The sequence below is a fragment of the Polaromonas sp. P1_F9 genome, assembly GCF_056405615.1.
On record NZ_JBFUBT010000002.1, the window covers coordinates 435,354 to 458,991 of the forward strand.

23 protein-coding genes are annotated in these 23,638 nt (G+C 63.3%); 13 read left to right on the plus strand and 10 right to left on the minus strand.

Annotated elements, in window-relative coordinates; genetic code table 11:
• Window positions 1-314 precede the first annotated feature (314 nt).
• From AC1DYR_RS07285 to AC1DYR_RS07300, 4 genes are read right to left on the minus strand one after another with little or no spacing between them, the layout of a single operon-like run.
• On the minus strand, window positions 315-1,718 hold the full coding sequence (locus AC1DYR_RS07285) for an efflux transporter outer membrane subunit (RefSeq protein ID WP_477704500.1): 1,404 nt from the start codon (window positions 1,716-1,718) through the stop codon (window positions 315-317).
• Between the two features lie 30 nt (window positions 1,719-1,748).
• Window positions 1,749-4,982, minus strand: coding sequence for an efflux RND transporter permease subunit (locus AC1DYR_RS07290; protein WP_477704501.1), 3,234 nt, complete (start codon window positions 4,980-4,982; stop codon window positions 1,749-1,751).
• Window positions 4,983-5,014: 32 nt separating this feature from the next.
• A complete protein-coding gene (locus AC1DYR_RS07295; protein ID WP_477704502.1) occupies window positions 5,015-6,253 on the minus strand; it encodes an efflux RND transporter periplasmic adaptor subunit in 1,239 nt (412 codons plus the stop codon).
• A 44-nt stretch (window positions 6,254-6,297) separates the two neighbouring features.
• A complete protein-coding gene (locus AC1DYR_RS07300) occupies window positions 6,298-7,158 on the minus strand; it encodes an alpha/beta hydrolase (RefSeq protein WP_477704787.1) in 861 nt (286 codons plus the stop codon).
• 452 nt (window positions 7,159-7,610) lie between these two features.
• On the opposite strand from AC1DYR_RS07300, the gene AC1DYR_RS07305 reads away from it, so the two are divergent.
• Window positions 7,611-8,537, plus strand: a complete 927-nt coding sequence (locus tag AC1DYR_RS07305; protein WP_457279192.1) for a LysR family transcriptional regulator — start codon at window positions 7,611-7,613, stop codon at window positions 8,535-8,537.
• 191 nt (window positions 8,538-8,728) lie between these two features.
• On the plus strand, window positions 8,729-8,929 hold the full coding sequence (locus tag AC1DYR_RS07310; protein ID WP_477704503.1) for a hypothetical protein: 201 nt from the start codon (window positions 8,729-8,731) through the stop codon (window positions 8,927-8,929).
• 31 nt (window positions 8,930-8,960) lie between these two features.
• Here AC1DYR_RS07310 and AC1DYR_RS07315 read toward each other — a convergent pair whose 3' ends face one another.
• A complete protein-coding gene (locus tag AC1DYR_RS07315) occupies window positions 8,961-9,902 on the minus strand; it encodes a DUF808 domain-containing protein (protein WP_477704504.1) in 942 nt (313 codons plus the stop codon).
• A gap of 209 nt (window positions 9,903-10,111) precedes the next feature.
• Complete coding sequence (locus AC1DYR_RS07320; protein ID WP_477704505.1) at window positions 10,112-10,459, minus strand: ElaB/YgaM/YqjD family protein; 348 nt, start codon at window positions 10,457-10,459, stop codon at window positions 10,112-10,114.
• 333 nt (window positions 10,460-10,792) lie between these two features.
• Here AC1DYR_RS07320 and AC1DYR_RS07325 point away from each other — a divergent pair, with 333 nt between their 5' ends.
• Window positions 10,793-10,972: a hypothetical protein gene (locus AC1DYR_RS07325; RefSeq protein WP_477648863.1), complete on the plus strand. Its 180-nt coding sequence runs from the start codon at window positions 10,793-10,795 to the stop codon at window positions 10,970-10,972.
• Between the two features lie 772 nt (window positions 10,973-11,744).
• Here AC1DYR_RS07325 and AC1DYR_RS07330 read toward each other — a convergent pair.
• Window positions 11,745-12,266: an N-acetyltransferase family protein gene (locus AC1DYR_RS07330; RefSeq protein WP_477672773.1), complete on the minus strand. Its 522-nt coding sequence runs from the start codon at window positions 12,264-12,266 to the stop codon at window positions 11,745-11,747.
• A 182-nt stretch (window positions 12,267-12,448) separates the two neighbouring features.
• Between AC1DYR_RS07330 and AC1DYR_RS07335 the strand changes: the two genes are divergently transcribed.
• Both AC1DYR_RS07335 and AC1DYR_RS07340 read left to right on the plus strand, forming a co-directional pair.
• Window positions 12,449-13,045, plus strand: a complete 597-nt coding sequence (locus AC1DYR_RS07335) for an LURP-one-related family protein (protein WP_477704506.1) — start codon at window positions 12,449-12,451, stop codon at window positions 13,043-13,045.
• Window positions 13,046-13,087: 42 nt separating this feature from the next.
• A complete protein-coding gene (locus tag AC1DYR_RS07340; protein ID WP_477704507.1) occupies window positions 13,088-13,399 on the plus strand; it encodes a 2Fe-2S iron-sulfur cluster-binding protein in 312 nt (103 codons plus the stop codon).
• On the opposite strand, the gene AC1DYR_RS07345 is transcribed toward AC1DYR_RS07340, so the two are convergent.
• Window positions 13,339-14,034 (minus strand): N-acetyltransferase family protein, encoded by a 696-nt coding sequence (locus tag AC1DYR_RS07345; protein WP_477704508.1) that lies wholly within the window; start codon window positions 14,032-14,034, stop codon window positions 13,339-13,341. The genes AC1DYR_RS07340 and AC1DYR_RS07345 overlap by 61 nt on opposite strands.
• Window positions 14,035-14,083: 49 nt before the next feature.
• Between AC1DYR_RS07345 and AC1DYR_RS07350 the strand changes: the two genes are divergently transcribed.
• The 8 genes from AC1DYR_RS07350 (at window position 14,084) to AC1DYR_RS07385 (ending at window position 21,801) form a co-directional block, all read left to right on the plus strand.
• Window positions 14,084-15,016 (plus strand): LysR family transcriptional regulator, encoded by a 933-nt coding sequence (locus tag AC1DYR_RS07350; RefSeq protein ID WP_477704509.1) that lies wholly within the window; start codon window positions 14,084-14,086, stop codon window positions 15,014-15,016.
• A gap of 34 nt (window positions 15,017-15,050) precedes the next feature.
• The gene (locus tag AC1DYR_RS07355; protein ID WP_477704510.1) at window positions 15,051-16,148 is read left to right on the plus strand and encodes a M14 family zinc carboxypeptidase; all 1,098 of its coding nucleotides are present in this window, start codon (window positions 15,051-15,053) and stop codon (window positions 16,146-16,148) included.
• A gap of 1 nt (window position 16,149) precedes the next feature.
• Entirely contained in the window at window positions 16,150-16,908 is a 759-nt protein-coding gene (locus tag AC1DYR_RS07360; RefSeq protein ID WP_477704511.1) for an alpha/beta fold hydrolase, read from the plus strand.
• Between the two features lie 255 nt (window positions 16,909-17,163).
• The gene (locus AC1DYR_RS07365; protein ID WP_477704512.1) at window positions 17,164-18,249 is read left to right on the plus strand and encodes a hypothetical protein; all 1,086 of its coding nucleotides are present in this window, start codon (window positions 17,164-17,166) and stop codon (window positions 18,247-18,249) included.
• 148 nt (window positions 18,250-18,397) lie between these two features.
• Complete coding sequence (locus AC1DYR_RS07370) at window positions 18,398-18,811, plus strand: hypothetical protein (protein ID WP_477704513.1); 414 nt, start codon at window positions 18,398-18,400, stop codon at window positions 18,809-18,811.
• A gap of 191 nt (window positions 18,812-19,002) precedes the next feature.
• Window positions 19,003-19,755 carry a c-type cytochrome gene (locus tag AC1DYR_RS07375; RefSeq protein WP_477704788.1) on the plus strand — a complete coding sequence of 251 codons (753 nt, stop codon included), beginning with the start codon at window positions 19,003-19,005 and terminating at the stop codon, window positions 19,753-19,755.
• Window positions 19,752-21,038 (plus strand): c-type cytochrome, encoded by a 1,287-nt coding sequence (locus AC1DYR_RS07380; RefSeq protein WP_477704514.1) that lies wholly within the window; start codon window positions 19,752-19,754, stop codon window positions 21,036-21,038. Before AC1DYR_RS07375 ends, AC1DYR_RS07380 begins: the two co-directional genes overlap by 4 nt.
• A 193-nt stretch (window positions 21,039-21,231) precedes the next feature.
• Window positions 21,232-21,801, plus strand: coding sequence for a DUF4166 domain-containing protein (locus AC1DYR_RS07385; RefSeq protein ID WP_477704515.1), 570 nt, complete (start codon window positions 21,232-21,234; stop codon window positions 21,799-21,801).
• A gap of 32 nt (window positions 21,802-21,833) precedes the next feature.
• On the opposite strand, the gene AC1DYR_RS07390 is transcribed toward AC1DYR_RS07385, so the two are convergent.
• Together AC1DYR_RS07390 and AC1DYR_RS07395 are read right to left on the minus strand one after the other, a co-directional pair.
• Window positions 21,834-22,103, minus strand: a complete 270-nt coding sequence (locus AC1DYR_RS07390; RefSeq protein ID WP_477704516.1) for a hypothetical protein — start codon at window positions 22,101-22,103, stop codon at window positions 21,834-21,836.
• Between the two features lie 46 nt (window positions 22,104-22,149).
• A complete protein-coding gene (locus AC1DYR_RS07395; RefSeq protein ID WP_477704517.1) occupies window positions 22,150-23,394 on the minus strand; it encodes an MFS transporter in 1,245 nt (414 codons plus the stop codon).
• Window positions 23,395-23,638: the final 244 nt, after the last annotated feature.

A 23,638-nucleotide genomic window follows, 5' to 3' on the forward strand; every position in this document is an offset into this window, starting at 1 on the left:
AAACAGCCTCTAGGGCACTTTTCAGGCCATTTTCAAGAACGATTTTGGCCTCCAGCCCAATAAGGACATGCGCTACCAGCTATGAATTAGATAGCAACCGCACCGTCAGCAAGGGGAGGTATTCCACCAGCAGGGGCCGCGGAACTGGCTCCGCCAGGCCGCAGGCGCCGTCCCCCTGCAAGGGAAGAGCCTCAAAAGGGGCGCTCCCCTCCTCACCAGCAGGGGCCGGGGTCCGGCTTTGCCGGCCCCAAGGCGCCTGTCCCCTGCAAGGGGAGAGGAGGCTACACGAAGTGAGCCTCAACAGGGGTGTGCAATCAAGCCCACCCGCCACCCAGCGCCCGGATCAGCCCCACCGTTGCCAGGTACTGCGCGGTTTTGACCTGCAGCGCCTGGCGGCGGTTGCGCAATTCGCTGCGCTGCGCGTCCAGCAACTCGAGCTGGCTGACAAAACCATTGCGGTAGCGCGAATCCGACAGCACCGTGGCGCGCGTGGCCGAAGCCACCGAGCGCGATTGCGCCTCCGACTGCTCGGCCAGCAGGCGCAGGGCCGAGAGCTGGTCTTCCACGTCCTTGAAGGCGACGAGGATCTGCTCGCGGTAGTTGGCCAGGGCGATGTCGAGTTCGGCATTCGCGTTCTGCACGCCGGCCTTGCGGCGTCCGCCGTCAAAGATCGGCAGCGAGAGCAACGCGCCCACACCCCAGGCCTGGGTCGAGACCTTGAACAGGTCCTTGATCTCGGGAGCGGCATAACCGGCGTTGCCTGTCAGCGAAAAGGTCGGGAACCACGCAGCCTGGGCGACACCGACACGGGCCTGCGCGGCCTGCATGGTGTTTTGCGCGGCGGACACATCGGGCCTGCGCTCCAGCACGGTGCTGGGCACACCGGCCGGTATCACCGGCAAGGCAGTCGACCATTCAGCAGGCGCGACGGCAAAGTTCGACGCCACCTCGCCCACCAGCACAGCCAGGGCATGCTCCAGCACGGCGCGGCGCTGGTCGAGTGCCAGTGCATCGGACTCGGTCGAGGCGACCTCGGTGCGCACGCGGGCCACGTCGAGCTCGGCCACGTCGCCTTCCTTGAAGCGGATTTCCGTCAGGCGCAGCGTGTTGCGGTAAGCCTGCAGCGTGTCGCGCACCAGCGTGCGTTCGGTGTCGAGCGCGCGCAGGTTGAGGTAGGTTTGCGCCACATCGGCCTGCACCAGCAGCTGGGTGCTGCGCAGCAAGGCTTCGCGCGACTTCGCGTCCAGCGATGCGGCGTCTGAATTCAGCGAGAGCTTGCCGATCAAATCGACTTCATACGAAAAGTTGGCGGCGGCTGTGACCGTGGTCTGCGCGACGCGGTTGGTGGTGATGTTGCTCTGGCGCACGGCGCCGCCGCTCAACCCGACTTGCGGCAGGCGGTCGGCATCGGTGTTGCGCAGGATGGCGCGCGCCTGGGCCAGCCGGCCCGCGGCCACCTTGACGCTATTGTTGTTATTGCCGGCCTGCTCGACCAGCTGGTCGAGCACCGGGTCGGCGAATGCCTTCCACCAGGTGCCTTGTGATTGCGGGGCCGTTGCCGTGGCAACGGCCGGCGCGGCAGCGTTTTCCTTGTAGGCCGCAGGTGCAGCCGGAATGCTCGCCGGGTCAACCGACGCGCTGGTGGCGCAGCCGGCCAGCACCAGGGCAGCCAGCAAAGGCAGCAGCGCGGTGCGCAGTTTGGACGTTGTGTGGTTCATGATGAACTCCTGTACCTTTGATGCTTGTTGTTATTCGTGAAGCTTGAGGGGCGCTGCCGGCTGCGCGTGCGCGCCTGCACCACCACTGCCTGCGAAGGCCTCGACGTGCGGCACCTCTCCATGCAGCTTGAGCGGACGGTTGCCCGTGAGGCGGCGCAGCGTGACATAGAACACCGGCGTGAGGAACAGGCCGAAAGCCGTCACACCAATCATTCCCGAGAACACGGCCACACCCATGGCATGGCGCATTTCGGCGCCCGCACCGGAGGACAGCACCAGGGGCAGCACGCCCATGATGAAAGCCAGCGAGGTCATCAGGATGGGACGCAGACGCAGGCGGCTCGCTTCAATCGCAGCCTGCAGCGGCGTGCGCCCGGCAAACTCCAGCTCGCGTGCAAACTCCACGATCAAAATCGCGTTCTTCGCAGACAACCCCACCAGCACGATCAAGCCGATCTGCGTGAAGATATTGTTGTCGCCGCCGGTCAGCTTCACGCCCAGCATGGCGGCCAGGAGGCCCATGGGAACGATCAGCACGATGGCGATCGGCAGGGTCAGGCTTTCATACTGTGCAGCCAGCACCAGGAAGACCAGCAGCAGCGCCAGCGGGAACACCCACATGGCCGAATTGCCGGCAATGATTTCCTGGTACGTGAGGTCCGTCCACTCGTAGCTGATGCCGGGCGGCAGCGTCTCGGCCGCAATGCGGGCGACCGCATCCTGCGCTTGGCCCGACGAATAACCGGGCGCGGCACCGCCGTTGATATCGGCCGACAGGAAGCCGTTGTAGCGCATGGCGCGTTCGGGGCCAAAGCTGGGCGTGACTTTCATCAGCGCCGACAGCGGCACCATCTCGCCGGTGGCCGAGCGCACCTTCAGGAGGCCGATGTCTTCAGCGCGTGCGCGGTAAGGCGCGTCAGCCTGCACCCGCACGGAATACGTGCGGCCGAACTTGTTGAAGTCGTTGGCATACAGGCTGCCCAGGTAGATCTGCATGGTGTCGAACACGTCAGTCACCGGCACGCCGAGCTGGCGCGCCTTGGTGCGGTCGATGTCGGCATAGAGCTGCGGCACGTTGACCTGGAAGCTCGAGAACATGCCAGCCAATTCGGGCGTCTGGTAGGCCTTGGCCATGAAGGCCTTGGTGGCGGCGTCCAGCGCGGCATAACCGAGCGAGCCCCGGTCTTCCAGCTGCAGCTTGAAGCCGCCGGTGGTGCCCAGGCCCTGCACGGGCGGCGGCGGGAACATCGCGATGAACGCCTCCTGGATACCGCCGAATTTTCCGTTCAACTGGCCGGCGATGGCGCCTGCGCTCAGGTCCGCACTCTTGCGCTCGTCGAAAGGCTTGAGCGAGAGAAACACGATGCCCGAGTTGGAGCTGTTGGTGAAGCCGTTGATCGACAGGCCGGGGAACGCAATCGCGTGTTCCACGCCGGGTTGCTTCATGGCGATGTCGCTGATCTTGCGGATCACGTCTTCGGTGCGGTCCAGCGTGGCGCCGTCAGGCAGCTGGGCAAAACCGATCAGGTATTGCTTGTCCTGCCCGGGCACAAAACCGCTGGGCACCGCTTTGAAGAGCGCCGTGGTGGACAGCACCAGCACCAGGTACACACCCAGCATGACGGCCTTGCGCGAGATCGCGCCCTTGACACCACGGCTGTAGTTTTCAGCCCCGCGACCGAACAAGCGGTTAAAGCCTGCGAAGAAGCGGCCGAACACTTTGTCCATACCGCGGGTCAGCGCGTCTTTCGGTGCGTCGTGGCTCTTTAGCAGCAAGGCGGCGAGCGCAGGTGACAGGGTCAGCGAATTGACGGCCGAGATCACTGTGGAGATCGCGATGGTCAGGGCGAACTGCTTGTAGAACTGACCCGAAAGACCGGTGATGAAAGCCAGTGGCACGAACACGGCGATCAGCACCAGCGCAATCGCGATGATGGGCCCGGACACCTCCCGCATGGCACGGTAGGTGGCGTCGCGCGGACTCAGTCCCGCCTCGATGTTTCGCTCCACGTTCTCCACCACCACGATGGCGTCGTCCACCACAATGCCGATGGCCAGCACCAGCCCGAACAGGCTGAGCGCGTTAATCGAAAAGCCGAACAGGTGCATCACCGCGAAGGTACCGATGACCGAAATAGGCACGGCCAGCAGCGGGATGATGGAAGCGCGCCAGGTCTGCAAAAAGATGATCACAACCAGCACCACCAGCGCCACGGCTTCGAGCAGCGTGTGCACCACGGCCTCGATGGACGAGCGCACAAACTGCGTGGTGTCGTAAACGATCTCGTAGTCCACGCCTTCGGGCATGTTCTTTTTCAGGTCCTTCATCACGGCCTGCACGTCATCCGAAATCTGGATGGCGTTGGAGCCCGGTGCGGCAAACACCGGCACGGCCACAGCCTGCTTGTTGTCCAGCAGTGAACGCAGGGCGTAGTCGGAGGCACCGAGTTCCAGACGAGAAATATCGCGCAGGCGTGTCACGGCGCCGCCCTTGTCGGTCTTGACGATGATGTCGCCGAACTCTTCTTCGCTTTGCAGACGGCCCTGGGCATTGATGGACAGTTGCATGTCCACGCCGGGCAGGCCGGGGGAAGCGCCCACGACGCCGGCCGCAGCCTGGATGTTCTGCTCGCGGATGGCGCGCACCACGTCGCCGGCGGACAAACCGCGTTCGGCCACTTTTTGCGGGTCAAGCCAGACGCGCATCGAGTAGTCGCCCGAACCGAACAGCTGCACCTGGCCCACGCCGTTGATGCGCGCCAGGCGGTCCTTGACATTGAGCACCGCGTAGTTGCGCAGGTAGGTCATGTCGTAGCGGTCGTTGGGCGACAGCAAATGCACCACCATCGTGAGGTCGGGTGAGCTCTTGATGGTGGTGATGCCCAGGCGGCGCACTTCTTCGGGCAGGCGCGGCTCGGCTTGCGAAACGCGGTTTTGCACCAGTTGCTGGGCCTTGTCGGGGTCTGTGCCAAGCTTGAAGGTGACGTTGAGCGTCATCAGCCCGTCGGTGGTGGCCTGGCTGCTCATGTAGAGCATGCCGTCCACGCCGTTGATGGATTCCTCCAGCGGCGTGGCTACCGTCTCGGCAATCACCTTGGGGTTGGCGCCGGGGTAGTTGGCGCGCACCACCACAGTGGGCGGCACGACGTCCGGGTATTCCGCGATCGGCAGCGAGCGCAGCGCGATCAGTCCGGCAATGAACATCAGCAGCGACAGCACGCCGGCAAAGATCGGCCGGTCAATAAAAAATTTGGAAAGATTCATGGCAATTCTTCTGGTTCAGGTGAAGGAGCGGCTCAGGACTTGGCCGCGACCTTCACGGCTTTTTCGGTGAGTTCCGACTTGGCGGTCATCTCGACCGGCTGCGGTGTGATCAGCGCACCGGGGCGGACGCGCTGCAGGCCGTTGACCACAATGCGTTCGTTGGCAGCCAGGCCGCTTTTGACCACACGCAAGCCATCGACGGAAGCGCCCAGCGTGACTTCGCGGTACATCGCCTTGTTGTCGGCGCCGACCACGAGCACAAACTTCTTGTTCTGGTCGGTGCCGACGGCGCGCTCGTTGATCAGCAATGCCTTGCCTTTGGTGGCCTGGCCCATGCGGATGCGCGCGAACTGGCCGGGAATCAGCTGGCCGTCCTTGTTGTCGAACACGGCGCGTGCGCGCACGGTGCCGCTTCGGGCGTCCACCTGGTTGTCGACCAGCTGCAGCTTGCCTTCAAACGGTGTGTCGGCGCTGGCGGCGGTGCCCATCTGCACCGGGATGCGGTCCAGGTTGCGGCCGCCCGCGATACCGGCGTTGGCGCCCTGCACGTCCTTGAGCGCCTTGACCACGACCTGCTCGTCGGCGTCGAAGCTCGCATAAATCGGGCTCACGGACACCAGCGTGGTCAGCACGGGAGCGCCCGGGCCTGCGGCGACCAGGTTGCCCACCGTCACTTCCAGCTTGCCGACGCGGCCGGCCACCGGCGCACGGACCTGCGAATATCCCAGGCTCAGCTGCGCCGTTTGAAGGGCCGCCTGCGCGGCGCGCAGGTTGGCGTCGGCTTCACCCTTGCCATTGGTGCGCTCGTCAAATTCGCGCTTTGAAATGGCCTGCTCGCCCCACAGGCGCTGTGAGCGCTCGTGTTCGCCCTTGGCCTGTGTCACGCGGGCCTGCGCTGCCGCCACCTGGGCTTCGGCGCGAGCCACTTCGGCGGCATAGGGCGCCGGGTCAATCGTCAGCAGCAGGTCGCCCTTTTTGACGAGTGCGCCTTCGCGGAAGTGCACGGCCTGGATGGTGCCGGCTACACGCGAGCGGATATCCACGCGCTCGACCGCTTCCAGCCGGCCCGAAAACTCGTCCCAGGCAGACACGTCGCTTTGCACGACGGTGGCCACCGATACCGGCGTGGCCTGCGGCTCGCCGGACGCAGCGGGCTGGGCACGTGTGCCCGAAACGCCGAAGATGACGGCCGTCACGCCCGTCAATGCCAGAACGGCCACGACGGTTGCCAGCAAACGGCGCTTGTTGTTATGCAGATGAATCGATGCCATGGTGAAACCCCTCAAAAGAAAAAGGAAAAAAGGAACTGTGAAACTCAGGAATGGGTCGCGTGCGCGGCCAGCGCATCGGCGAAAAAACGGGTGTACTGCTCATGCAGGACAGGGCCCCACGCGGCCTTGTGGTCACAAGGCTGCAGATAGCTGCAGGGCCAGCCGGTGGGCACCGGCAACACGGTCTCGTGTGCAATCAGGCCTGCGGTGCGCAGCCGTGCGGCGTAGGCCAGCGTTTCGTCGCGCAGCGGGTCGTCCTGCGCCGTGATGAGCAGCGTCGGTGCCAGGCCGGCCAGGCGGAATGCGGCGCCAGGTGCGGCGTAAGGGTGGCTTGCGTCTTCGGCCCGGGGCAGGTATTTGTGCCAGCCGTCGGCCCAGGTGCAGCCCACGGGCCCGGCTTCGGCGTCGCGCAGCGAAGCGGTCGCAAGGCATGGGTCCAGCATCGGCGACATCAGGATCTGCCCCGCCAGCGCCGGCTCGTGCTGGTCACGCGCCATCAGCGCCACGGCGGCAGCAATATTGCCGCCGGCCTCTTCGCCAGCCACAAAAACCGGCGCACCGACGCCGACCAGCTTGTGGCGGGCCTTGGCGGCCCAGACCAGCGCGGCATAACCTATTTCGACAGCATTGGGGAAAGGGTGCTCTGGCGCCAGCGGATAGTCCAGCGACATCACCACTGCGCCGGCCTGGGCCAGCAACCCGGCTACGCAGGAACCGCCTTCCAGGGATCCGCCCACAAAAGCGCCGGCATGGAAATGCACCACCAGCGGAGAAACTCCCGCGCTGCTGCGGCGGCCGTAAAAGCGCACGTCCAGCGGCTTTTTCAGCGCCAGCTGGATTTGTTTTTCCACCCAGGGAGGAGTGGTTTTGTCGGCGCCTGCGGGGACGGGCTGTGGGCTGTTCATCATGGCGAGCCGCACGCGGCTCCTCTTTGTTGCAATGCAGCAGAAGATACGTGCGCCAGGTCGCTTAATAAATAGCCGTTTTGTTTATACTTTATTTCACCAGTGCAACAATGAAGGGTAGCAAGCAGGCTTCTCCTCTGAAAATCACGGCCCCCATGAAAACTCCCATGAACATCCGAGCGCGGAGTTTCATCCTTCCCTGTGGGGCAAGGTCAATCGGGAGCGGGCAATCCCGGAAAGTTCTCAGGGCTATTTCGCGCCCCGCACCTGAACCGGCTGGGCTGGTCACAATCGCCCCTCGCCGTTTTGCCGATGAGCCCCTGTTGGCAAATGCCCTCTCCCGGGCGGCCATTCTTTTATTACCGCCTCCGTATCTGCCCCATATCCTCTTGCAGCGCCGGCCCGCCAGGCAAGGCACGCGCTGACGGCCCTCACCAGAACAGGACTCTTTTATGGATAAGTTTTCCGCAATGCAGGCCTTTGTACGGGTTGTAGAGGCCGGCACGTTTACCAAAGCGGCAGATTCCATGGGCATGCCCAAGCCCACGGTGACGCGCCTGATCCAGACGCTGGAACAATCGCTGGACACCAAGCTGCTCAACCGCACCACGCGCAAAGTCACCGTGACGGCCGACGGCGCGGCCTATTACGAACGTGCGGGCCGCCTTCTGGGCGAAATGGAAGAGCTTGAGTCGAGCATGTCGCGCGCCAAGGCCAGCCCGCGTGGCCGGCTCAAGGTGGACATTCCCTCATCACTGGGCCTGGCGGTGGTGATTCCAGCCCTGCCCGACTTTTATGCGCGCTACCCCGACATCCAGCTGGAGCTCGGCGTGAGCGACCGGCCGATCGACATCCTTGCTGAAAATGTCGACTGCGTGATCCGCGGCGGACAGATCACCGACCAGTCGCTGGTGGCGCGCCGCATCGGCGAGTTCTATTTGATGTCCTGCGCTTCACCCGCCTACCTCAAGCGCCACGGCGTGCCGCAGCACCCGCGCGAGCTGCAGGCGCACAAGCTGATCCGCTATTTTTCGCCGCGCGACGGCAAGCTTTACACCGTCAACCTGCAAAAAGACGGCGAGGTGGTGGAGATCGGCGGACACCACCAGCTGTCGGTCAATGACTCGAACGCAGGTGTGGCGGCGGCGCTGGCCGGCCTGGGCATCCTGCAGACGCTCACCTTCCTGGTCCAGCACCACATCAGCAGCGGTGCGCTGGAACCCCTGTTCAACGGCTGGTGTTCCGAGGCCAAACCCATTCATGTGGTGTACCCACCCAATCGCCACCTGAGCAACAAGGTGCGTGTGTTTGTCGACTGGATCGCCGACCTGTTCGCCAAACACGACCTGATACAGCGCAAGAGCAGCTTGCCGCAATAAACGCGGTGGACAACGCGATAACCGCTACACCGACGAATGCATCGGCATTTCCCGGCGTCCCCGGCTTCCTACAACTGGCGTCATCCGCAGACTACACCGCAGGACACCTCAGAGGAGTAAGGTCAGTGGCTGTCCGGCGTTTTGCGCGCCTGCTTTCATACACAGCCTTTCTTCCCTGCGAAAGACCACCCATGCCAAGACCCAAAGTTGCCGCGCCCGATACCGAGAGCCGAAAGGCACTGGAGCAGCGCGCGCGGGATGCTGCAATGCCCGCACCACCCCGTGAAAAAGGCCGCTGGCCATTTCCGGTGCCGGACGACCAGCCCGCCGGCAAGACTGAAGGCCGCCACGAGGAACCGGAAAAACCGGCCAAGCCAGGATCCGGCGACTGAGCGCCGGATTCTCCATTCGCTCTCTTCTGTGTCAGCGGCGCGCCAGGACGCGCTTGACCAGCATGGCGGCGAACAGCACCAGCGCACCGGCGATCAAGCCCGTGAGTGCGTCCATTACCAGCGGCGTGAGCGCGGCCAGCAAGGCACCTGCTCCGCCTACGGCCGACGCTTTTTGTGCGAGCAGCTCGATCGCGTGATGCAGCGGCGCAAAGCCGTGCGTCAGAATGCCGCCTCCCACCAGGAACATCGCGATGGTGCCCGCCACAGAAAGGCCTTTCATGAGCCAGGGAGCGGCCAGCAGGATGGCGCGGCCTGCGCTGCGCTGCAAGCGCCCCAGGGCGCCGCCTCCTTCACGCCGGCTGAGGTAAAGCCCGCCGTCGTCCAGCTTCACGATGCCTGCCACCAGGCCATAGACCCCCACCGTCATCAGAAGGGCGATACCGCCCAGAACAGCCACCTGCGTCACGAAGGGACTGGCCTGCACGGTACCCAGCGTGATCGCGATGATTTCAGCGGACAGGATGAAATCGGTGCGGACCGCGCCCTTGATCTTGTCTTTTTCAAGCGCCAGCACGTCTACGTCGGGGTTGGTCAGTGCGGCAGTCAGCGCCTCATGCTCGGCCGCCTGTTCGTCCGCACTGTGCATGAATTTATGCGCGAGCTTTTCGAACCCCTCGTAACAAAGAAATGCACCGCCCACCATCAGCAGCGGCGTGACGGCCCACGGTATGAACGCGCTGATGGCCAGCGCGGCCGGCACCAGGATGGCCTTGTTGACGAAGGAGCCTTTGGCCACAGCCCAGACCACCGGCAACTCCCGGTCTGCCTTGACACCCGAGACCTGCTGGGCGTTGAGCGCCAGGTCATCACCCAGCACGCCGGCGGTTTTCTTGGCGGCCACCTTGGAAAGCAACGCCACGTCATCAAGGATGGTGGCGATGTCGTCGATCAACGCGAGAAGGCTGCTGGCCATATGTAGGTTCCGTGTGCCGGCGCAGGGCCGAAGGGGATGAGCAAAGCTTGCAAAGCCCGGCCGTGGTGAGGCCGGGGTCTGGCAGGAATCCGGTGCCGCTGGTATGCGTGGTGATGGCACCGAAAGGGAAGACCTACTGTACCCAAATTCAGCGCAACAAAAAGCCGCCTCGCGGGCGGCTTTGAACGGGGCATTTATGCGCCAGGTGCTCAACGTGCGGTGAGCCGTCCCAGGATAAAACCCAGCGCCAGGGCGGCACCGACAGCCTCCAGGGGCCTTTCCTGGACCCACGATTTCGAGGCGTCAATGGCCCGGCCTGGTGCTTCAGTCACCCGGCGGGTCTGGTCGGCAAAGCGGTCAGCCACATTGCTGGCACCGCTGGCCAGCTTGTCCACACTTTCGTGCGCGGCGGAAGAAGCGCGGTCTACCGCACTGCGGGCTGGCTCAGCCACTTTATCTATGCCGCTGTGGAGCGCTGCTCCGGCAGACTCGACGCCGCGCTGCAGGGGGTTGTCAATACCGGAAGCCGTACCGGTGGAGGCTGTGGTTTTGTCCATGATGCTTCTTTCAAAAAAATTCCGCAAAATACCTCTGCGATCTATCTGAGCCTCGGTGATGACGGGCTCATGATCGTCCATCGGTGTCTGCCGACATTAAGCGGCGGCAGGCATGCGGACTGTGCGCAGCCGGATACGCTGCATGTAGGACAAGAGAGTGTTGTGCGCGCCGCGCGGTTGTCGGCCCGCACTGACAGGAAAAAGGCCGCTTGGCTTGGCAGCCCCTGGCGCGGTTACCCGCATCATCGTCCTGAACTCACAAGCCAATGGCATCCAGGCCAGGCACCGTTGATAAACGCCCTCTTACGCTTTTGAAACCCAAGGAGAAGCACAATGCCCAGGATTGGAAGACCCGCCCTCAAAACCGGCGCAACCGACAACGGCCAGCCGCGTAACGGCCCACCCGAGGAAGGTCTGGATGAAGACGACGCACTGGAGTTGCCGGTCGAGCCCGACGAAGGGATGCCGCTGATTCCGGATGATGATGAGCGGGTGGTGAATGTGCCGTCGTGAGACGGCTCCCTTAAGGCCTGGTTTTTTCTGTCGTTGGGCTTTTTGCTGAGGGTGGCTGGCCGGGGGTTGCCCGGCATGCAACTCACTTTCTTTTGCTTCGCCAAAAGAAAGTAAGCAAAGAAAAGGCGACCCTGGTTCCCGCGTCCCTTCGCTGCGCTACGGGCAACCTGCGGTGCTCGGTCCAGCCGGGGTCAAAAACAACTCGCTTCGCTCAAACAAGTTTTTGCCCTGATCCGTCTGGCCCTGTGCTCCTCGGCGCATCCACAAGGGGGTTGGAGAAGAATACCGAACAGCCAACAGCCGAATACCGGAACCCGGACACCTGAAGAAACAAGGACACGCCATGGCGTGTCCTTGTTGGTATTGGTATTGGTATTGGTATTGGTATTGGTATTGGTATTGGTATTGGTATTGGTATTGGTATTGGTATTGGTATTGGTATTGGAGTTGGTATTTGTCTTCGGTCCCCGTTCCCGATCACCCCTTCTGTCTGCGCCGAGGAGCGCAGGTTCAGGCGGATCAGGGATCGCGATTGCCTGAGCCGAAGGCGAGTTCGAGCGAGACCCCGCCTGAACCGAGCACCGCAGGTTGCCCGCAGCGAAGCGGAGGGTCGCAGACAGCAGGGTCGCCTTTTCTTTTGCTTACTTTTCTTTTGGCGAAGCAAAAGAAAAGTGAGTAGCTGCCGGGCTACCCCCGGCCAGCAGATCTCAGCAGAAAGCACAACGCCGGAATACGAACCGGCCCAAACAGAATCAGTTCAAAAATCCAGCTCTCAATCAACCACCCGCTTGAGCCGGATCTCTTCCAGCTTGGCACTGCCAAATGCCACAGTCTTGAGCGATGGCATCTCGCGCTTGAACCCCGCCGCGTGCTCATAAAAGCGCAGCGCACGCTCATTGCGCAACAGCACCCACAACGTGACCTGCGTGCAACCCTCTTCTTTCAGGCCCTCACGCGCGCCGTCCCACAGGGCCAGGCCTGCGCCCTTGCCCCAATGTTCTGGCAGCACATACAGCGCCCAGATTTCGCCAACAGTGGATTTGGTGCCGGCATCGCGGGAACGGTCAAAGCCGACAAAGCCCACAATCTCATCTCCGTCCGTGGCCACCAGCAGTTGCGGCTCGCTGAATTCAATGGCTTCGCGCCAGTAAGGCAGGCGTTTTTCTACCGTGATCTTGCCAAGGTAGTCCTCGGGCATGAGGTCTTTATAAGTGGCCTGCCAGGTGGCGACATGAATCTCGGCAATGGTTTTGGCATCGCGGGGCGTAGCGGGACGAACGGAATAGCTGGACATGAAAAAATCGCTTGTGAATCGATGCGGGAAATGATCGGGGGAGCAGAATTGTCGCCCAAATCGCCCCCCGACCGGCAATACCTTCGCTTCACGGCAGTCCGGCGGCAGGATGAACGACCGGCTAGCGACTTTGGCGTCGGGTACATTCATCGCACCCTAACACTTACAAGCGCTTGCACATCATGGCCCAAGGTCTTCAGTTTCCCCTGCAAATGTCCTTCAAACTCATCGCCTTTGCACCGCAATTTCTGGTCAAGGACGCGCGCAACCAGCCGGTGGCGTATGTCAAACAAAAACTCTTCAAGCTCAAGGAAGCCATCACGGTTTTCACCGATGAAAAACAGGACCGGCAGCTCTACCAGATCCAGGCGGACCGGATTATCGATTTTTCGGCGCTGTACCACTTCACCGATACCCAGGGCGCGGCGCTGGGCGGCATCAAGCGTCGCGGCATGCGCTCCATGTGGAGAGCCGGTTTTGACGTGCAGGACAACGGTGTCACCCACTTCAGCATCAACGAAAAAAGCGTGATGACGCGTTTTCTTGACGGCCTCTTCAGCCAGATTCCATTGATCGGGATTTTTTCGGGCTACCTGTTCCATCCCGCCTACCAGGTGACGAGGCCCGACGGCACCCTGGTGGCCGAGCTCACCAAGCAGCCCGCCCTGTTTGAAGGCCGCTTCACCGCCGAGCGGATGGCCCCCGTCAATGAACGCGAAGAGCAGCAGTTGTTGCTGTCCCTGATGACCGTGCTGCTGCTGGAACGCCTGCGCGGTTAACGCAGACGCCGGCGCAGGCAGCTACCCGTACCCGAAGCAGCGATGGACGACCCGGCCCACCCTGGCGATCCGGCGAATGCGGTTCTGTTCAGCGTCCAGTTGAACCCGGAAGGGGTGCATTTCAGCGCCTCGCCGTCCCTGCCGATCCTGCAATCAGCGCTGTTGGCCGGCATGGCGATGGACAGTTCATGCCGCAACGGCACCTGCCGCACCTGCATCCGCCGGCTGGCCAGCGGGCAGGTGGCTTACCGCATCGAATGGCCAGGCCTGAGCGCCGAGGAAAAGAAGGCGGGCTACATCCTGCCCTGTGTGGCGTACCCGGTGTCGGATTTGGTGATCGAGCCAGGGGATTGAACTGGCGGGATCTGCCGTAGACCCACGGGCAAAGCCCCGGGCGACGCCGCGCCGTCGCCCAGCGCGCGCTGCATCAGCACCGTGTCCACCCACTGGCCGAACTTGTAGCCGACACTGCCCAGCGTGCCGACACGGGCAAAGCCCAAAGCCTCGTGCACCCTGAGCGAGCCCGTGTTGGCGCTGTTGCCGACCACGCCCACCATTTGCCGGAAACCGCGCTGCTCGCACTGGCGGATCAGCTCACGCAGCAAGGCGCTGCCAATGCCGGACTGGCGCATGCCGGGCGCGACGTAAATCGAGTCTTCCACCGTATGGCGATAGGCCGGCCGCGACCGGTAGGCACTGCCATAGGCATACCCCACCACCTCTGCGTTGCGGTGCGCCACCAGGTAGGGGTAGCCACCCTGCAGGATGTCAGCGCGGCGCGACAGCATCTGCGCGACGCTGGGCGGCTCGAGCTCAAACGTCGCCAGGTTGGTGGCCACGTAGTGCGCGTAAATCGCCTGGATTGCCTCCATGTGGCTTTCGGCACACGGGCCAATCGTCAGGGAATGGGCCGACTCAAGGGCATGGACAGGCTGGACAGAATGGGAAGCTGGTGTGGGGTGCATGCCGCTATGGTTGCGCAATGGCATGCATAAGTAAATATGTCAAAACTTATCAGATTGATTAGAATTTCTTTGCATGCTCAACCTGGACCACCTGCGCACCTACGCCCTCATCGTTGAAACCGGGAGCTTTTCCGGTGCGGCCGAAAGGCTGGGCCTTTCGCAACCCGCCGTCAGCCTGCAGATCAGGCAGCTGGAACAAAAGCTCGGTGTGCGCCTGATTGAGCGTGTGGCGCGCCGCGCAACGCCTACGCCGGCCGGGTTTGACCTGATGGAAGAAATCCAGCACGTCAACACCGCCGTGGACGGTGTCATGGCCGCCATGGCTTCCCACTCCTCGGATGTGGCTGGCCGCATCACGCTGGGCATTGGTGCCACGGCCTGCCTTTATTTCCTGCCCCAAATCCTGCGCTCATTGAGGCTGCGATTTCCCAATCTGAGCGTGGTCGTCAGCACGGGCAACACGGCCGACTTCGTCAAGGCGGTGGAAGGCAACATGCTGGACCTGGCGCTGGTCACGCTGCCCGTCAAACGGCGCGCACTGGCGGTGACACCGTTGTTCAACGACGAATTTGTGGCCATCGCACCCAAGCGTGATGCCGCCATGCCCGCCAGGATCACGCCGGCCGTCCTGGCAAAGCGCGAGCTGGTGCTGTTCGAGCCGGCGGCCAATACCCGCGTGATCATCGACCAGTGGTTTCAGGGTGCAGGCCACGCCCCCAAGCCCATCATGGAACTGGGCAGCGTCGAAGCCATCAAGGAAATGGTGGCGGCCGGCCTGGGCTGCAGCATCCTGCCGGCCATGGCCGTCACCGGTCCGGGGCAGCATGCCGAACTCGTGGTCCACCCGCTGTACCCACGGCTGCAAAGGACGTTGGCCCTGATCGTGCGCAACGACAAACCGGTGAACAAAGCCCTGCACCAGGTGATTGCGGCCATTTCACAGCGGGCGGGTGCCGAGCCGCGCCAGCCGGGTTCCCGGCCTTCACCGCAAAACAACAAGCTGTAGCACGCCTGTCAAACAACTGTGCAAGGATGGGCGGATGCTCCCCCTGCCACCGAATGGCGCTGCCGACAGCCCGCGCAGCCTTCACAGCCCCTACAGCCTCACGCCTGCGCGGGATGCGGCGGCCAGCTTTGCGGAGATGGAAGAGCTCAAGATGATCCTGCTGGCGGGCAGCGCGCACTTTGATGTGGCCGTTGCGGCCGAAGCGCATACTGCCGGCCCGTCTTTTCCGCTGTATGTGGCGGGCATCGGCTCCCGCGATCCGGCGGCGCCCGCGGTGGGCTTCTTCGGCGGCATCCATGGGCTGGAACGCATCGGCACGCAGCTGGTTCTGCATTACATGCGGGCGTTGCTGTTTCGCCTGGAGTGGGACGAATTGCTGCACCGGCAACTCGAAAAGATCCGGCTGGTGTTCATGCCCATCGTGAACCCCGGCGGCATGTGGGCGCACAAGCGCGCCAACCCCCAGGGCGTGGACCTGATGCGCAACGCCCCCCACAAGGCCGACGCCCGTGTGCCTTTCCTGGCCGGCGGGCAAACCGTGAGCCCTCAGCTTCCCTGGTACTGCGGAAGGCCGGGCATGCCTATGGAAGTGGAAAGCGCGGCCGTACTGCAAGTGGCACAAGAGCAGCTTGCCAGCCGGCCCTTCAGCCTGGCACTGGACTGCCATTCGGGCTACGGCTTTGAGGACAGCCTGTGGTTTCCGTACGCCAGGACGCGCCGGCTGATGCCGCACCTGCCGGAGATGTTTGCACTGCGGACCATGCTGGAGCAATCGCACCCGCACCACGCCTACAGCTTTGAGCCGCAAAGCAACCAGTATCTGCTGCACGGCGACCTTTGGGATCATGCCTATGACCGCGCGCCGGCGGAGAACATTTTTTTGCCGATGACGCTGGAGCTGGGCTCATGGTTATGGATACGCAAGAACCCGCGCCAGCTGTTTTCGCGCCACGGCATTTTCAACCCCATCAAGGCCCACCGCACGCGGCGTGTACTGCGCCGCCATGCAGATCTGCTTGATTTCCTGACACGCGCCGCATTCTCCGCACCGCGCTGGCTGCCTTCGGGCGAACAGCGTGTGCAGCTCGCACGGCTTGCCGCAGCGCACTGGCGCCCGCGCAGGGTGTTGTGACATGAGCTGGATATTGCTCCGGGGCTTGACCCGCGAATCCCGGCATTGGGGGGATTTCCCGCAGCATTTGCAGGAAGCCACAGGCCGCAGCCCAGGCCAGGTCATCACGCTGGACTTGCCCGGCAATGGCAAATGGTGCGGGCAGCGCTCCCCCATTTCCGTGGAGGAGATGGTCGAGGCGGCGCGCCGGCAGCTGGCGGCGCAAGGCGTGCAACCACCTTATGCGGTGCTGGCGATGTCCTTGGGCGGCATGGCGGCGGCCAGCTGGGCACAACGCTACCCGGAGGAAATTTCGCGGCTGGTGCTTGTCAACACCAGCATGCGCCCCTATGCGCATTTTGCGCAGCGCCTGCGGCCCCGCAGCTGGCTGGCACTGCTGGCGATAGCCGCGCACTGGCGAAACATTGATGTCGTGGAACAAAAAGTCCATGAACTCACCTGCAAACGCCAGGAGCAACGGCGGCAGGATCTCGCGCAATGGCGCTTCATCCGCCAAAGCGCACCTGTGTGCGCAGCCAACGCAGCGCGGCAATTATGGGCCGCCGCCCGGTTCACCTGCGCGCCACTTGCGCCGCGTTGCCCGGTGCTGGTCTTGTCTTCAGCCGGCGATGCCCTTGTCAGCCCGGCCTGTTCCGCGCAGCTTTCTCATGCCTGGCAAACATCGCACCGGGAGCATCCCTGGGCAGGGCATGACCTGCCGCACGACGACCCCAGCTGGGTGTGCCAGCACGTGGCGCTATGGGACAACGCCTGCGCATGAATGGTTCCAGCCCTGCGGGCTGGGTGCCAGCGGGGCGGGACAAATAAGACCCGGCACGGGACAAAAACATCCCACCCCGTCAGGCAACGCAGCGACTGAGTTGGGGTGATATTCCTCTTCGAACGCAAGGGACAAATTGGTCCCGCAGCTCCTGTTTGCTGCGCCAAAAAATCTTTTTGGATTCAGGCACTTGCACGCACTGCACACCTGGCACAGGGTTTGCAAACCTCCGCGGCCGAGGAGTGAACCCACACCATGGCAGACCAAAGGATCAAGCGGCACGTTTATCTTCCCGGCCTGTCGGCGTTCGACACCGGCCACCGCAAGGCAGCGGTGATGGAAATGGGACACACCGGTGCCAACAACGAGTTCAAACCAGGCACAGTTTTTGTAGACAACATAGAAGCCCAGCGCGCGGTGCGTGCGCATTACGAGGAACGCCATGCCAGCGTGATGGACAAGCTGCTTGCCGGAAACCTGACGGTTCAGCAAAAACAGCACCTGCAGCGCGAATACCGCGGTTTGAGCTCGGCGATGCGCAACGTCAAGGTCGTGCGGCCTGATATGGCGCCGTACAACAACCGGGAAAACGGCCCCGCCGATGTTCTGTTCGTCAAGGGCCACGGTAGCCCGCGCAATCCCAACTCCATCACCACCGTGGCAACGCCGGTGGATGAAGACGAACACCACCCGCCGGGCCTGTTTGAGCAGGCAACAAAGGTCAACATCAAGCGCGGCTACAAGATGACGCACACGGCGCAGGACATTGGGACTGCGGTGCACAATATTGCCAATTCCGTGAACAGCCCGGGCCTGGACGTCCGGCTGACATCCTGTGGCAGCGCCGGTACGGTGTCGCGCGACCATGTGGCCATCGGCCCGCGCAATTTGGCCCAGACCTTTGCCGGGCAGGTTTCTGCCGCGCTGGATCACCAGCACGCCGATCCGCGTGTACGCGTCAGCGGGTTCCAGGGCGACAGCAACTCCACCTTGCCCAGCCGGCAAGGCGCCGACGATGGCTTCGTCACGAAGATCAAGGAAAAACCCGAAAACCCCAACAACCTGCACCACTTTGTCGATGCCATGGAACGGCAGACGGCCAAGCTCGGGCCCTTGCATGAAGCACTTGAACCCATCAAGCAACCCCTGCGTGAAGTGGCAGTGGCGACCAGGCTGAAAGCAAACCTGCCGATGCCCCCGATAGCGTCCCTCGGTGTTGCACCTGCAATGCACGCAAATATGCGGCCGTTCACCAAAATTGTGACCACCGACAACGTCAATACCCAGCGCGTGGCGACCGGAACCCGGACAGCCGCGCTGACACCGATTGACAGGCATTAGGGCAGCACCCACGTCCTCCGGGTCCTGTACCTTGTTGTAGCGCCAAGGTAACCAGCAACTGAAGTTTGACCAGACAGGGGGCTTTTACACGCCACCGGATACCTTCATTACGGCCCTGGTGCAAAATCGGCTGTCTCCCGCCGACACCATGAACAAGCCCACCCCACCTGCCAGCACAGAGCTACACGACACTGCGGCCGAACCGCTCGCAGTTGCCACCACTCGCCGCAACCGGCGCATCTGGGCGTTGGCACTCGGCACCACCGCCGCCATCTGGCAACTGGACCCCGCCCTCACTGAAATGGCGGAAATGATCTGCATGATTGCCTGTGCGGGCAACAAGACACTGGCCCGGGACGCCATCGTGCAGATGCGGGCAAAAGCCGATGCGCTGCGCGCGCAGATTCCCCCTTTGCCGGGCAGCGCATTGACCAAGGTGGTGCGGCGCGCTGAAGCGGCCTGCGGTGCCGTGCTGGACAAAGGCGTGCGCGTGAAGGAAGTGCAGACCAGCTGGGACCATTTTCTGGCCTGCGTCCGCGCGCTGCAAGACCCCCGCAAGTAAGGCTGCAAGCCCGGCTGCCGCCAGCCGTGCGACTCATGACAGGGACTTTGCTGTGAAGCCAGCATCCCGTCAATTTCACCCGTTTTCATCCGATACGGTTTTCTGGAGGACAACTGATGCTGACACCGGCCGGCCATGTACGGCATGATGGCCCCATGGACCAAAGATTTTTTCCACGCTTTTGCGGGCACATGCTGGCCGCGCGGCTGTTGTGGGCCGGCCTGACGTTTGCCATGGCGGGCACCGCCCAGGCGGCCACGCCGCCATTTGAAGACACCATCGCGCAGCGCGCCATGGCTTGCACGGCCTGTCACGGGCCCCAGGGCCGGGCAGCACCCGATGGCTATTACCCGCGCCTGGCGGGAAAACCGGCGGGCTACCTGTACAACCAGCTGCTGAACTTTCGCGACGGGCGCCGCCACTACGGCCTCATGACGCAGCTGATCGAGCCGCTCAGCGACACCTACCTGATGGAGATTGCGCAATACTTCTCCCAGCTCGAAGTCCCCTATCCCGCCCCCCTGCCTGCGGCCGCATCGCCCGAGGCCATGCGCCATGGACAGCAGCTGGTCATGCAGGGTGACGCCGTGCGCCGGCTACCGGCCTGCGTGCAGTGCCACGGCCAGGCCATGACCGGCGTGGCGCCTGCCATTCCGGGCCTGCTGGGGCTGCCACGTGACTACCTCAATGCACAGCTGGGTGCCTGGAAGGCGGGCCAGCGCCGCGCGCATGCGCCGGACTGCATGAAAAATGTGGTGGAAAAACTCACCCTGGAGGACATCAATGCCGTCGCCAGCTGGGTGGCTGCGCAGCCCCTGCCCGCGAGCACCAAACCGGCCACCACGCTGCCCGCGCTTGCGCCCGGCGCCGTGGCCATCACCTGCGGCAGCGCAGCAGACATGCCCGCTGTACCGGCTTTGCCCACCAGGAAAACGCAAAAATGAAGACCCTTCTCAAATGGGCAGTGGGCCTTGCCACCCTGGCAGCCGCCGTGGTTTTGCTGGTATGGGCGCTGAATGTGCGCGACGAAGTCGACGTGAAGGCGCCTGTGGCTACCGCAGCCCCCAGCGACAGCCTGATTGCCCGGGGCGCCTACTTGGCGCGCGCCGGCAACTGCCAGACCTGCCACACCGTGCAGGGCGGCCAGGCCTATGCGGGCGGGCGCGGTATCGCCACGCCGTTTGGCACAGTGTTCACCTCCAACCTCACGCCCGACGACAAAACCGGCATCGGCACCTGGTCATCCGCCCATTTCTGGCGCGCCATGCACAACGGCCGCTCCAAAAACGGCCGCCTGCTCTACCCGGCCTTCCCCTACACCAGCTACACGCAGGTCACGCGCGAGGACTCGGATGCACTGTTTGCCTACTTGCGCAGCCTGCCCGCTGCGGTGCAAACGAACCAGCCCCATGCGCTGCGCTTTCCCTACCAGTCGCAGGCCGCACTTGCGGTGTGGCGCGCCCTGTACTTCAGCCCCGGCGTGTACCAACCTGACGCGGCACGCAGCGCCGACTGGAACCGCGGCGCCTACCTGGTCAAGGGCCTGGGGCACTGCGCGGCCTGCCACACCGCCCGCAATGCGCTGGGCGCCAGCGATGCGGGGCTGGACCTGGCCGGCGGGCTGATTCCCATGCAGAACTGGTATGCGCCTTCGCTGACCTCGCCTTACGAAGCGGGTGTGAGCGACTGGGACAGGCAGCACATCGTGAGCCTTCTAAAAGTCGGCGTCTCACCACGCGCCTCGGTCACCGGCCCCATGGCTGAAGTCGTCCAGCGCAGCACGCAATACCTGAGCGACGCCGACCTCGGCGCGATGGCGCAGTTCCTGAAAGAGCTGCCGCCCACACACACCACGCCCCCCGAGCCGGCCACCATCAAGACGCAGGGCGAGTCGGTGGAACGCGCCGGCAAACTCTACGAACAGCAATGCGCCCAGTGCCACGGTGCCAAGGGCGAAGGCATCGCCAACGCTTACCCGGCGCTGGCAGGCAACCGCGCCGTCACCATGAGCCAGGCCGTGAACCTGGTGCAAATCGTGCTCAACGGCGGCTACGCACCGGCCACGACAGGCAATCCGCGCCCCTTCGGCATGCCGCCCTTCGTGCTGGTGCTGAACGACGCCGACATGGCGCTGGTGCTGACGCATGTCCGCCAATCATGGGGCAACAGGGCGAGCGAAATCACGCCGGTGGAAGTGAACCGGATACGGGCGAGTACGGGGCGGTAGACGGATCACTGCGCTTCGTTGCGAAGCGGGGCGCAATGGTCGTCCTTTGAGGACAACAGGACCCGGGCCGCCAGCGCCTTTCATCTGGAGGACGGCGGCCTGCCAGCTACACACCTAAAATCACCTGCAGTGTGCAGCCCCCGCTTCTGTTGATCTGGTTCATGGCGGAACTGCACCGCAACCGAAAGAGCGCATGTCGGCAGTCGTTGAAACCTGGTTTGGTGAGGCCTTCGCACAACTGCACCCGTTGCTCCAGGAACTCCATCGGTCTGGAGGCACGCTCTCAGGCACAGTCGAGGTTCGCCTGGGCACCGGCCTTGCAGGTTGGGCGGGCCGGCGGCTTGCGCAAAAACTTGGTGTCCCGCCTCGCGATGGGGTCACTTCGATGCGCGTCTCGATCTACAGCACCGAAACTGAGCTTCATTGGGATCGCACTTTCAACGAAACCTCCAGGTTCGCTTCAACCTTCACGCCGACAGGTCGTTATCCATCGGGTTACTGGATCGAATTATCTGGCCTGCTGCGCCTCAAGCTGGCGGTTTCCATCGTCAATGGAGGCTGGGTCTGGCGTCCCATTGGAGGTCACCTATGGGGTATTGCATGTCCCGTTTGGCTCCTGCCCCGCACCGTCGCGTCGAAATGTATCGACAACGGTCAGTATCAGTTCAAGGTGAAAGTCGGTTTCCCCCTGCTCGGTACGGTGCTCTCGTATAGCGGAAATCTGGCGCTCGAATTTCCCCTTAATGGCAAAAACCAGACATAAATAGCACTTCCGTCAGCAGCAGAATGCCGCGATCAAGGCTGCTCGATGCATTCGCGAGGTACGCCAAATGAATGCCCACTGTAGCGGGCACCATCATCGTGACCGGTAGTGCTTCCGAAACCGATCCAGAAGTAGCCGTGACTGTCGACCTTTTGAACAACGGCAACCTGACCAATGCAGGCACGCATTTCTATTTGCTCGCTCGCAGGCAAGTCATGCGTCAGCCAGTCCGGCAAGCTGATCAGGCGGACACACTTGCCAGGAAAAATTTCATCGCTCATCTCAGCACCTTCCTGCGTCATGTTCGCCCTTGGTTGATCTCCTGACTAAGGTTTTGCAAACGTAAGGCTAGTGATTGACCATCTTGTCACGGCCGGACAGCGACGGAAACAGCCTGAACCACGCCGCGGCCACCAGCAGCGTGCCCACGCCGCCGGCAACCACCGATCCGACAGGCCCCAGCAACGCCGCCGTGGCACCTGATTCAAACTCTCCAAGCTGGTTGGACGCGCCGATGAACACGGAGTTGACCGCGCTGACACGGCCGCGCATTTCATTGGGAGTTTCGATCTGCACCAAAGTCTGGCGCACCACCACACTGACCATGTCGGCGCCGCCCGAGACGGCCAGAACCAGCAGCGACAGCACAAAGCTGGTCGACAGGCCAAACACCACCATGCACACGCCGTACAGGGCGACGGCCGACAGCATGGTTGGCCCGACGCGACGCTCCAGCGGCCAGCGCGTCAGCACCGCGGACATCAGCAAGGCACCGACAGCAGGGGCGCCGCGCAGCAGGCCCAGCCCCCAGGGCCCGACGTGCAGGATGTCTTTGGCGAACATGGGCAGCAAGGCCGTGGCGCCGCCCAGCAGCACGGCAAAAAGATCCAGCGACGCAGCGCCCAGCAGGGCCTTGCGCTGCCATACAAACTCCACGCCGGCCAACAGCGTGCGCAGCGTCACCGGCTCGCGCGGCGGCGGTGCATGGTCGTAGCGCAGTACGGCAATCAGCACGCAGCCGGTGGCAAAGAGGCAAGCGCAAGTGGCATACACCGCCGTGGCGCCGGCCACAAAAATCACGCCACCCAGCGCCGGCCCGCCGATGACGGCCGCCTGCATGCCGGCCGAGCTGAAGGCCATGGCGCGCGGCAGCATGGCGGGCGGCACCAGCACCGGGGTAAGCGATTGCTGCGCGGGCATCTGGAAGGCGCGGGCCACGCCCAGCATGACCGACACCGCCAGCAACAGCTCGCGCGAAACCCAACTGTGGTGCATTCCCCCTATTTGCCAGCCCTGTGTGGCCGCCACCAGGATCACCGCCACCGTGGCCTGCGTGACCAGGCAGGCCGCGATGATGCGCCCGCGGTGAAATCGGTCGGCGACATGCCCTGCCACCAGCGTCAGCAGCAAGGCCGGCACAAACTGGTACAGCCCCACCAGGCCGAGGTCCCAGGCGTTACCGGTCAGTTCGTACATCTGCCAGCCCACGGCAACCATCAGCATCTGGTTGCCTGTGGTGGCAAAAATCCGGGCGAACCACATGCGCATGTAGGCGCGCTGGCGGGTGAGTTCCTTGAATGAGTGTGTCGGCATGCGGCCCGAAGCTTAACAGCGCCGCGCCCGCAAGATACGGCAAGGGCTACTCTTGAGAGCACGCTTGGGCGGTTGCAATGCTATTGATTTAATAGCCGCTTGCGCACGTCCTGCCTGGTTAAAACCAGCATTCCCGCACTGACGCGTTCGCAGGCACGACGGCCGTACCCAGAACTGAACCGCTTTCGCCCGAACGGGGAGACAAGCCCGATAAGCCCGCCTGCTAGCCTGAAAATTAGGCCAT

What these genes read in the sequence shown, in the direction of transcription:
- AC1DYR_RS07285 (WP_477704500.1), bottom strand. Translation starts at nt 1,718, where the DNA reads ATGAACCACACAACGTCCAAACTGCGCACCGCGCTGCTGCCTTTGCTG.
- AC1DYR_RS07290 (WP_477704501.1), bottom strand. Translation starts at nt 4,982, where the DNA reads ATGAATCTTTCCAAATTTTTTATTGACCGGCCGATCTTTGCCGGCGTG.
- AC1DYR_RS07295 (WP_477704502.1), bottom strand. Translation starts at nt 6,253, where the DNA reads ATGGCATCGATTCATCTGCATAACAACAAGCGCCGTTTGCTGGCAACC.
- AC1DYR_RS07300 (WP_477704787.1), bottom strand. Translation starts at nt 7,158, where the DNA reads ATGAACAGCCCACAGCCCGTCCCCGCAGGCGCCGACAAAACCACTCCT.
- AC1DYR_RS07305 (WP_457279192.1), top strand. Translation starts at nt 7,611, where the DNA reads ATGGATAAGTTTTCCGCAATGCAGGCCTTTGTACGGGTTGTAGAGGCC.
- AC1DYR_RS07310 (WP_477704503.1), top strand. Translation starts at nt 8,729, where the DNA reads ATGCCAAGACCCAAAGTTGCCGCGCCCGATACCGAGAGCCGAAAGGCA.
- AC1DYR_RS07315 (WP_477704504.1), bottom strand. Translation starts at nt 9,902, where the DNA reads ATGGCCAGCAGCCTTCTCGCGTTGATCGACGACATCGCCACCATCCTT.
- AC1DYR_RS07320 (WP_477704505.1), bottom strand. Translation starts at nt 10,459, where the DNA reads ATGGACAAAACCACAGCCTCCACCGGTACGGCTTCCGGTATTGACAAC.
- AC1DYR_RS07325 (WP_477648863.1), top strand. Translation starts at nt 10,793, where the DNA reads ATGCCCAGGATTGGAAGACCCGCCCTCAAAACCGGCGCAACCGACAAC.
- AC1DYR_RS07330 (WP_477672773.1), bottom strand. Translation starts at nt 12,266, where the DNA reads ATGTCCAGCTATTCCGTTCGTCCCGCTACGCCCCGCGATGCCAAAACC.
- AC1DYR_RS07335 (WP_477704506.1), top strand. Translation starts at nt 12,449, where the DNA reads ATGGCCCAAGGTCTTCAGTTTCCCCTGCAAATGTCCTTCAAACTCATC.
- AC1DYR_RS07340 (WP_477704507.1), top strand. Translation starts at nt 13,088, where the DNA reads ATGGACGACCCGGCCCACCCTGGCGATCCGGCGAATGCGGTTCTGTTC.
- AC1DYR_RS07345 (WP_477704508.1), bottom strand. Translation starts at nt 14,034, where the DNA reads ATGCCATTGCGCAACCATAGCGGCATGCACCCCACACCAGCTTCCCAT.
- AC1DYR_RS07350 (WP_477704509.1), top strand. Translation starts at nt 14,084, where the DNA reads ATGCTCAACCTGGACCACCTGCGCACCTACGCCCTCATCGTTGAAACC.
- AC1DYR_RS07355 (WP_477704510.1), top strand. Translation starts at nt 15,051, where the DNA reads ATGCTCCCCCTGCCACCGAATGGCGCTGCCGACAGCCCGCGCAGCCTT.
- AC1DYR_RS07360 (WP_477704511.1), top strand. Translation starts at nt 16,150, where the DNA reads ATGAGCTGGATATTGCTCCGGGGCTTGACCCGCGAATCCCGGCATTGG.
- AC1DYR_RS07365 (WP_477704512.1), top strand. Translation starts at nt 17,164, where the DNA reads ATGGCAGACCAAAGGATCAAGCGGCACGTTTATCTTCCCGGCCTGTCG.
- AC1DYR_RS07370 (WP_477704513.1), top strand. Translation starts at nt 18,398, where the DNA reads ATGAACAAGCCCACCCCACCTGCCAGCACAGAGCTACACGACACTGCG.
- AC1DYR_RS07375 (WP_477704788.1), top strand. Translation starts at nt 19,003, where the DNA reads ATGCTGGCCGCGCGGCTGTTGTGGGCCGGCCTGACGTTTGCCATGGCG.
- AC1DYR_RS07380 (WP_477704514.1), top strand. Translation starts at nt 19,752, where the DNA reads ATGAAGACCCTTCTCAAATGGGCAGTGGGCCTTGCCACCCTGGCAGCC.
- AC1DYR_RS07385 (WP_477704515.1), top strand. Translation starts at nt 21,232, where the DNA reads ATGTCGGCAGTCGTTGAAACCTGGTTTGGTGAGGCCTTCGCACAACTG.
- AC1DYR_RS07390 (WP_477704516.1), bottom strand. Translation starts at nt 22,103, where the DNA reads ATGACGCAGGAAGGTGCTGAGATGAGCGATGAAATTTTTCCTGGCAAG.
- AC1DYR_RS07395 (WP_477704517.1), bottom strand. Translation starts at nt 23,394, where the DNA reads ATGCCGACACACTCATTCAAGGAACTCACCCGCCAGCGCGCCTACATG.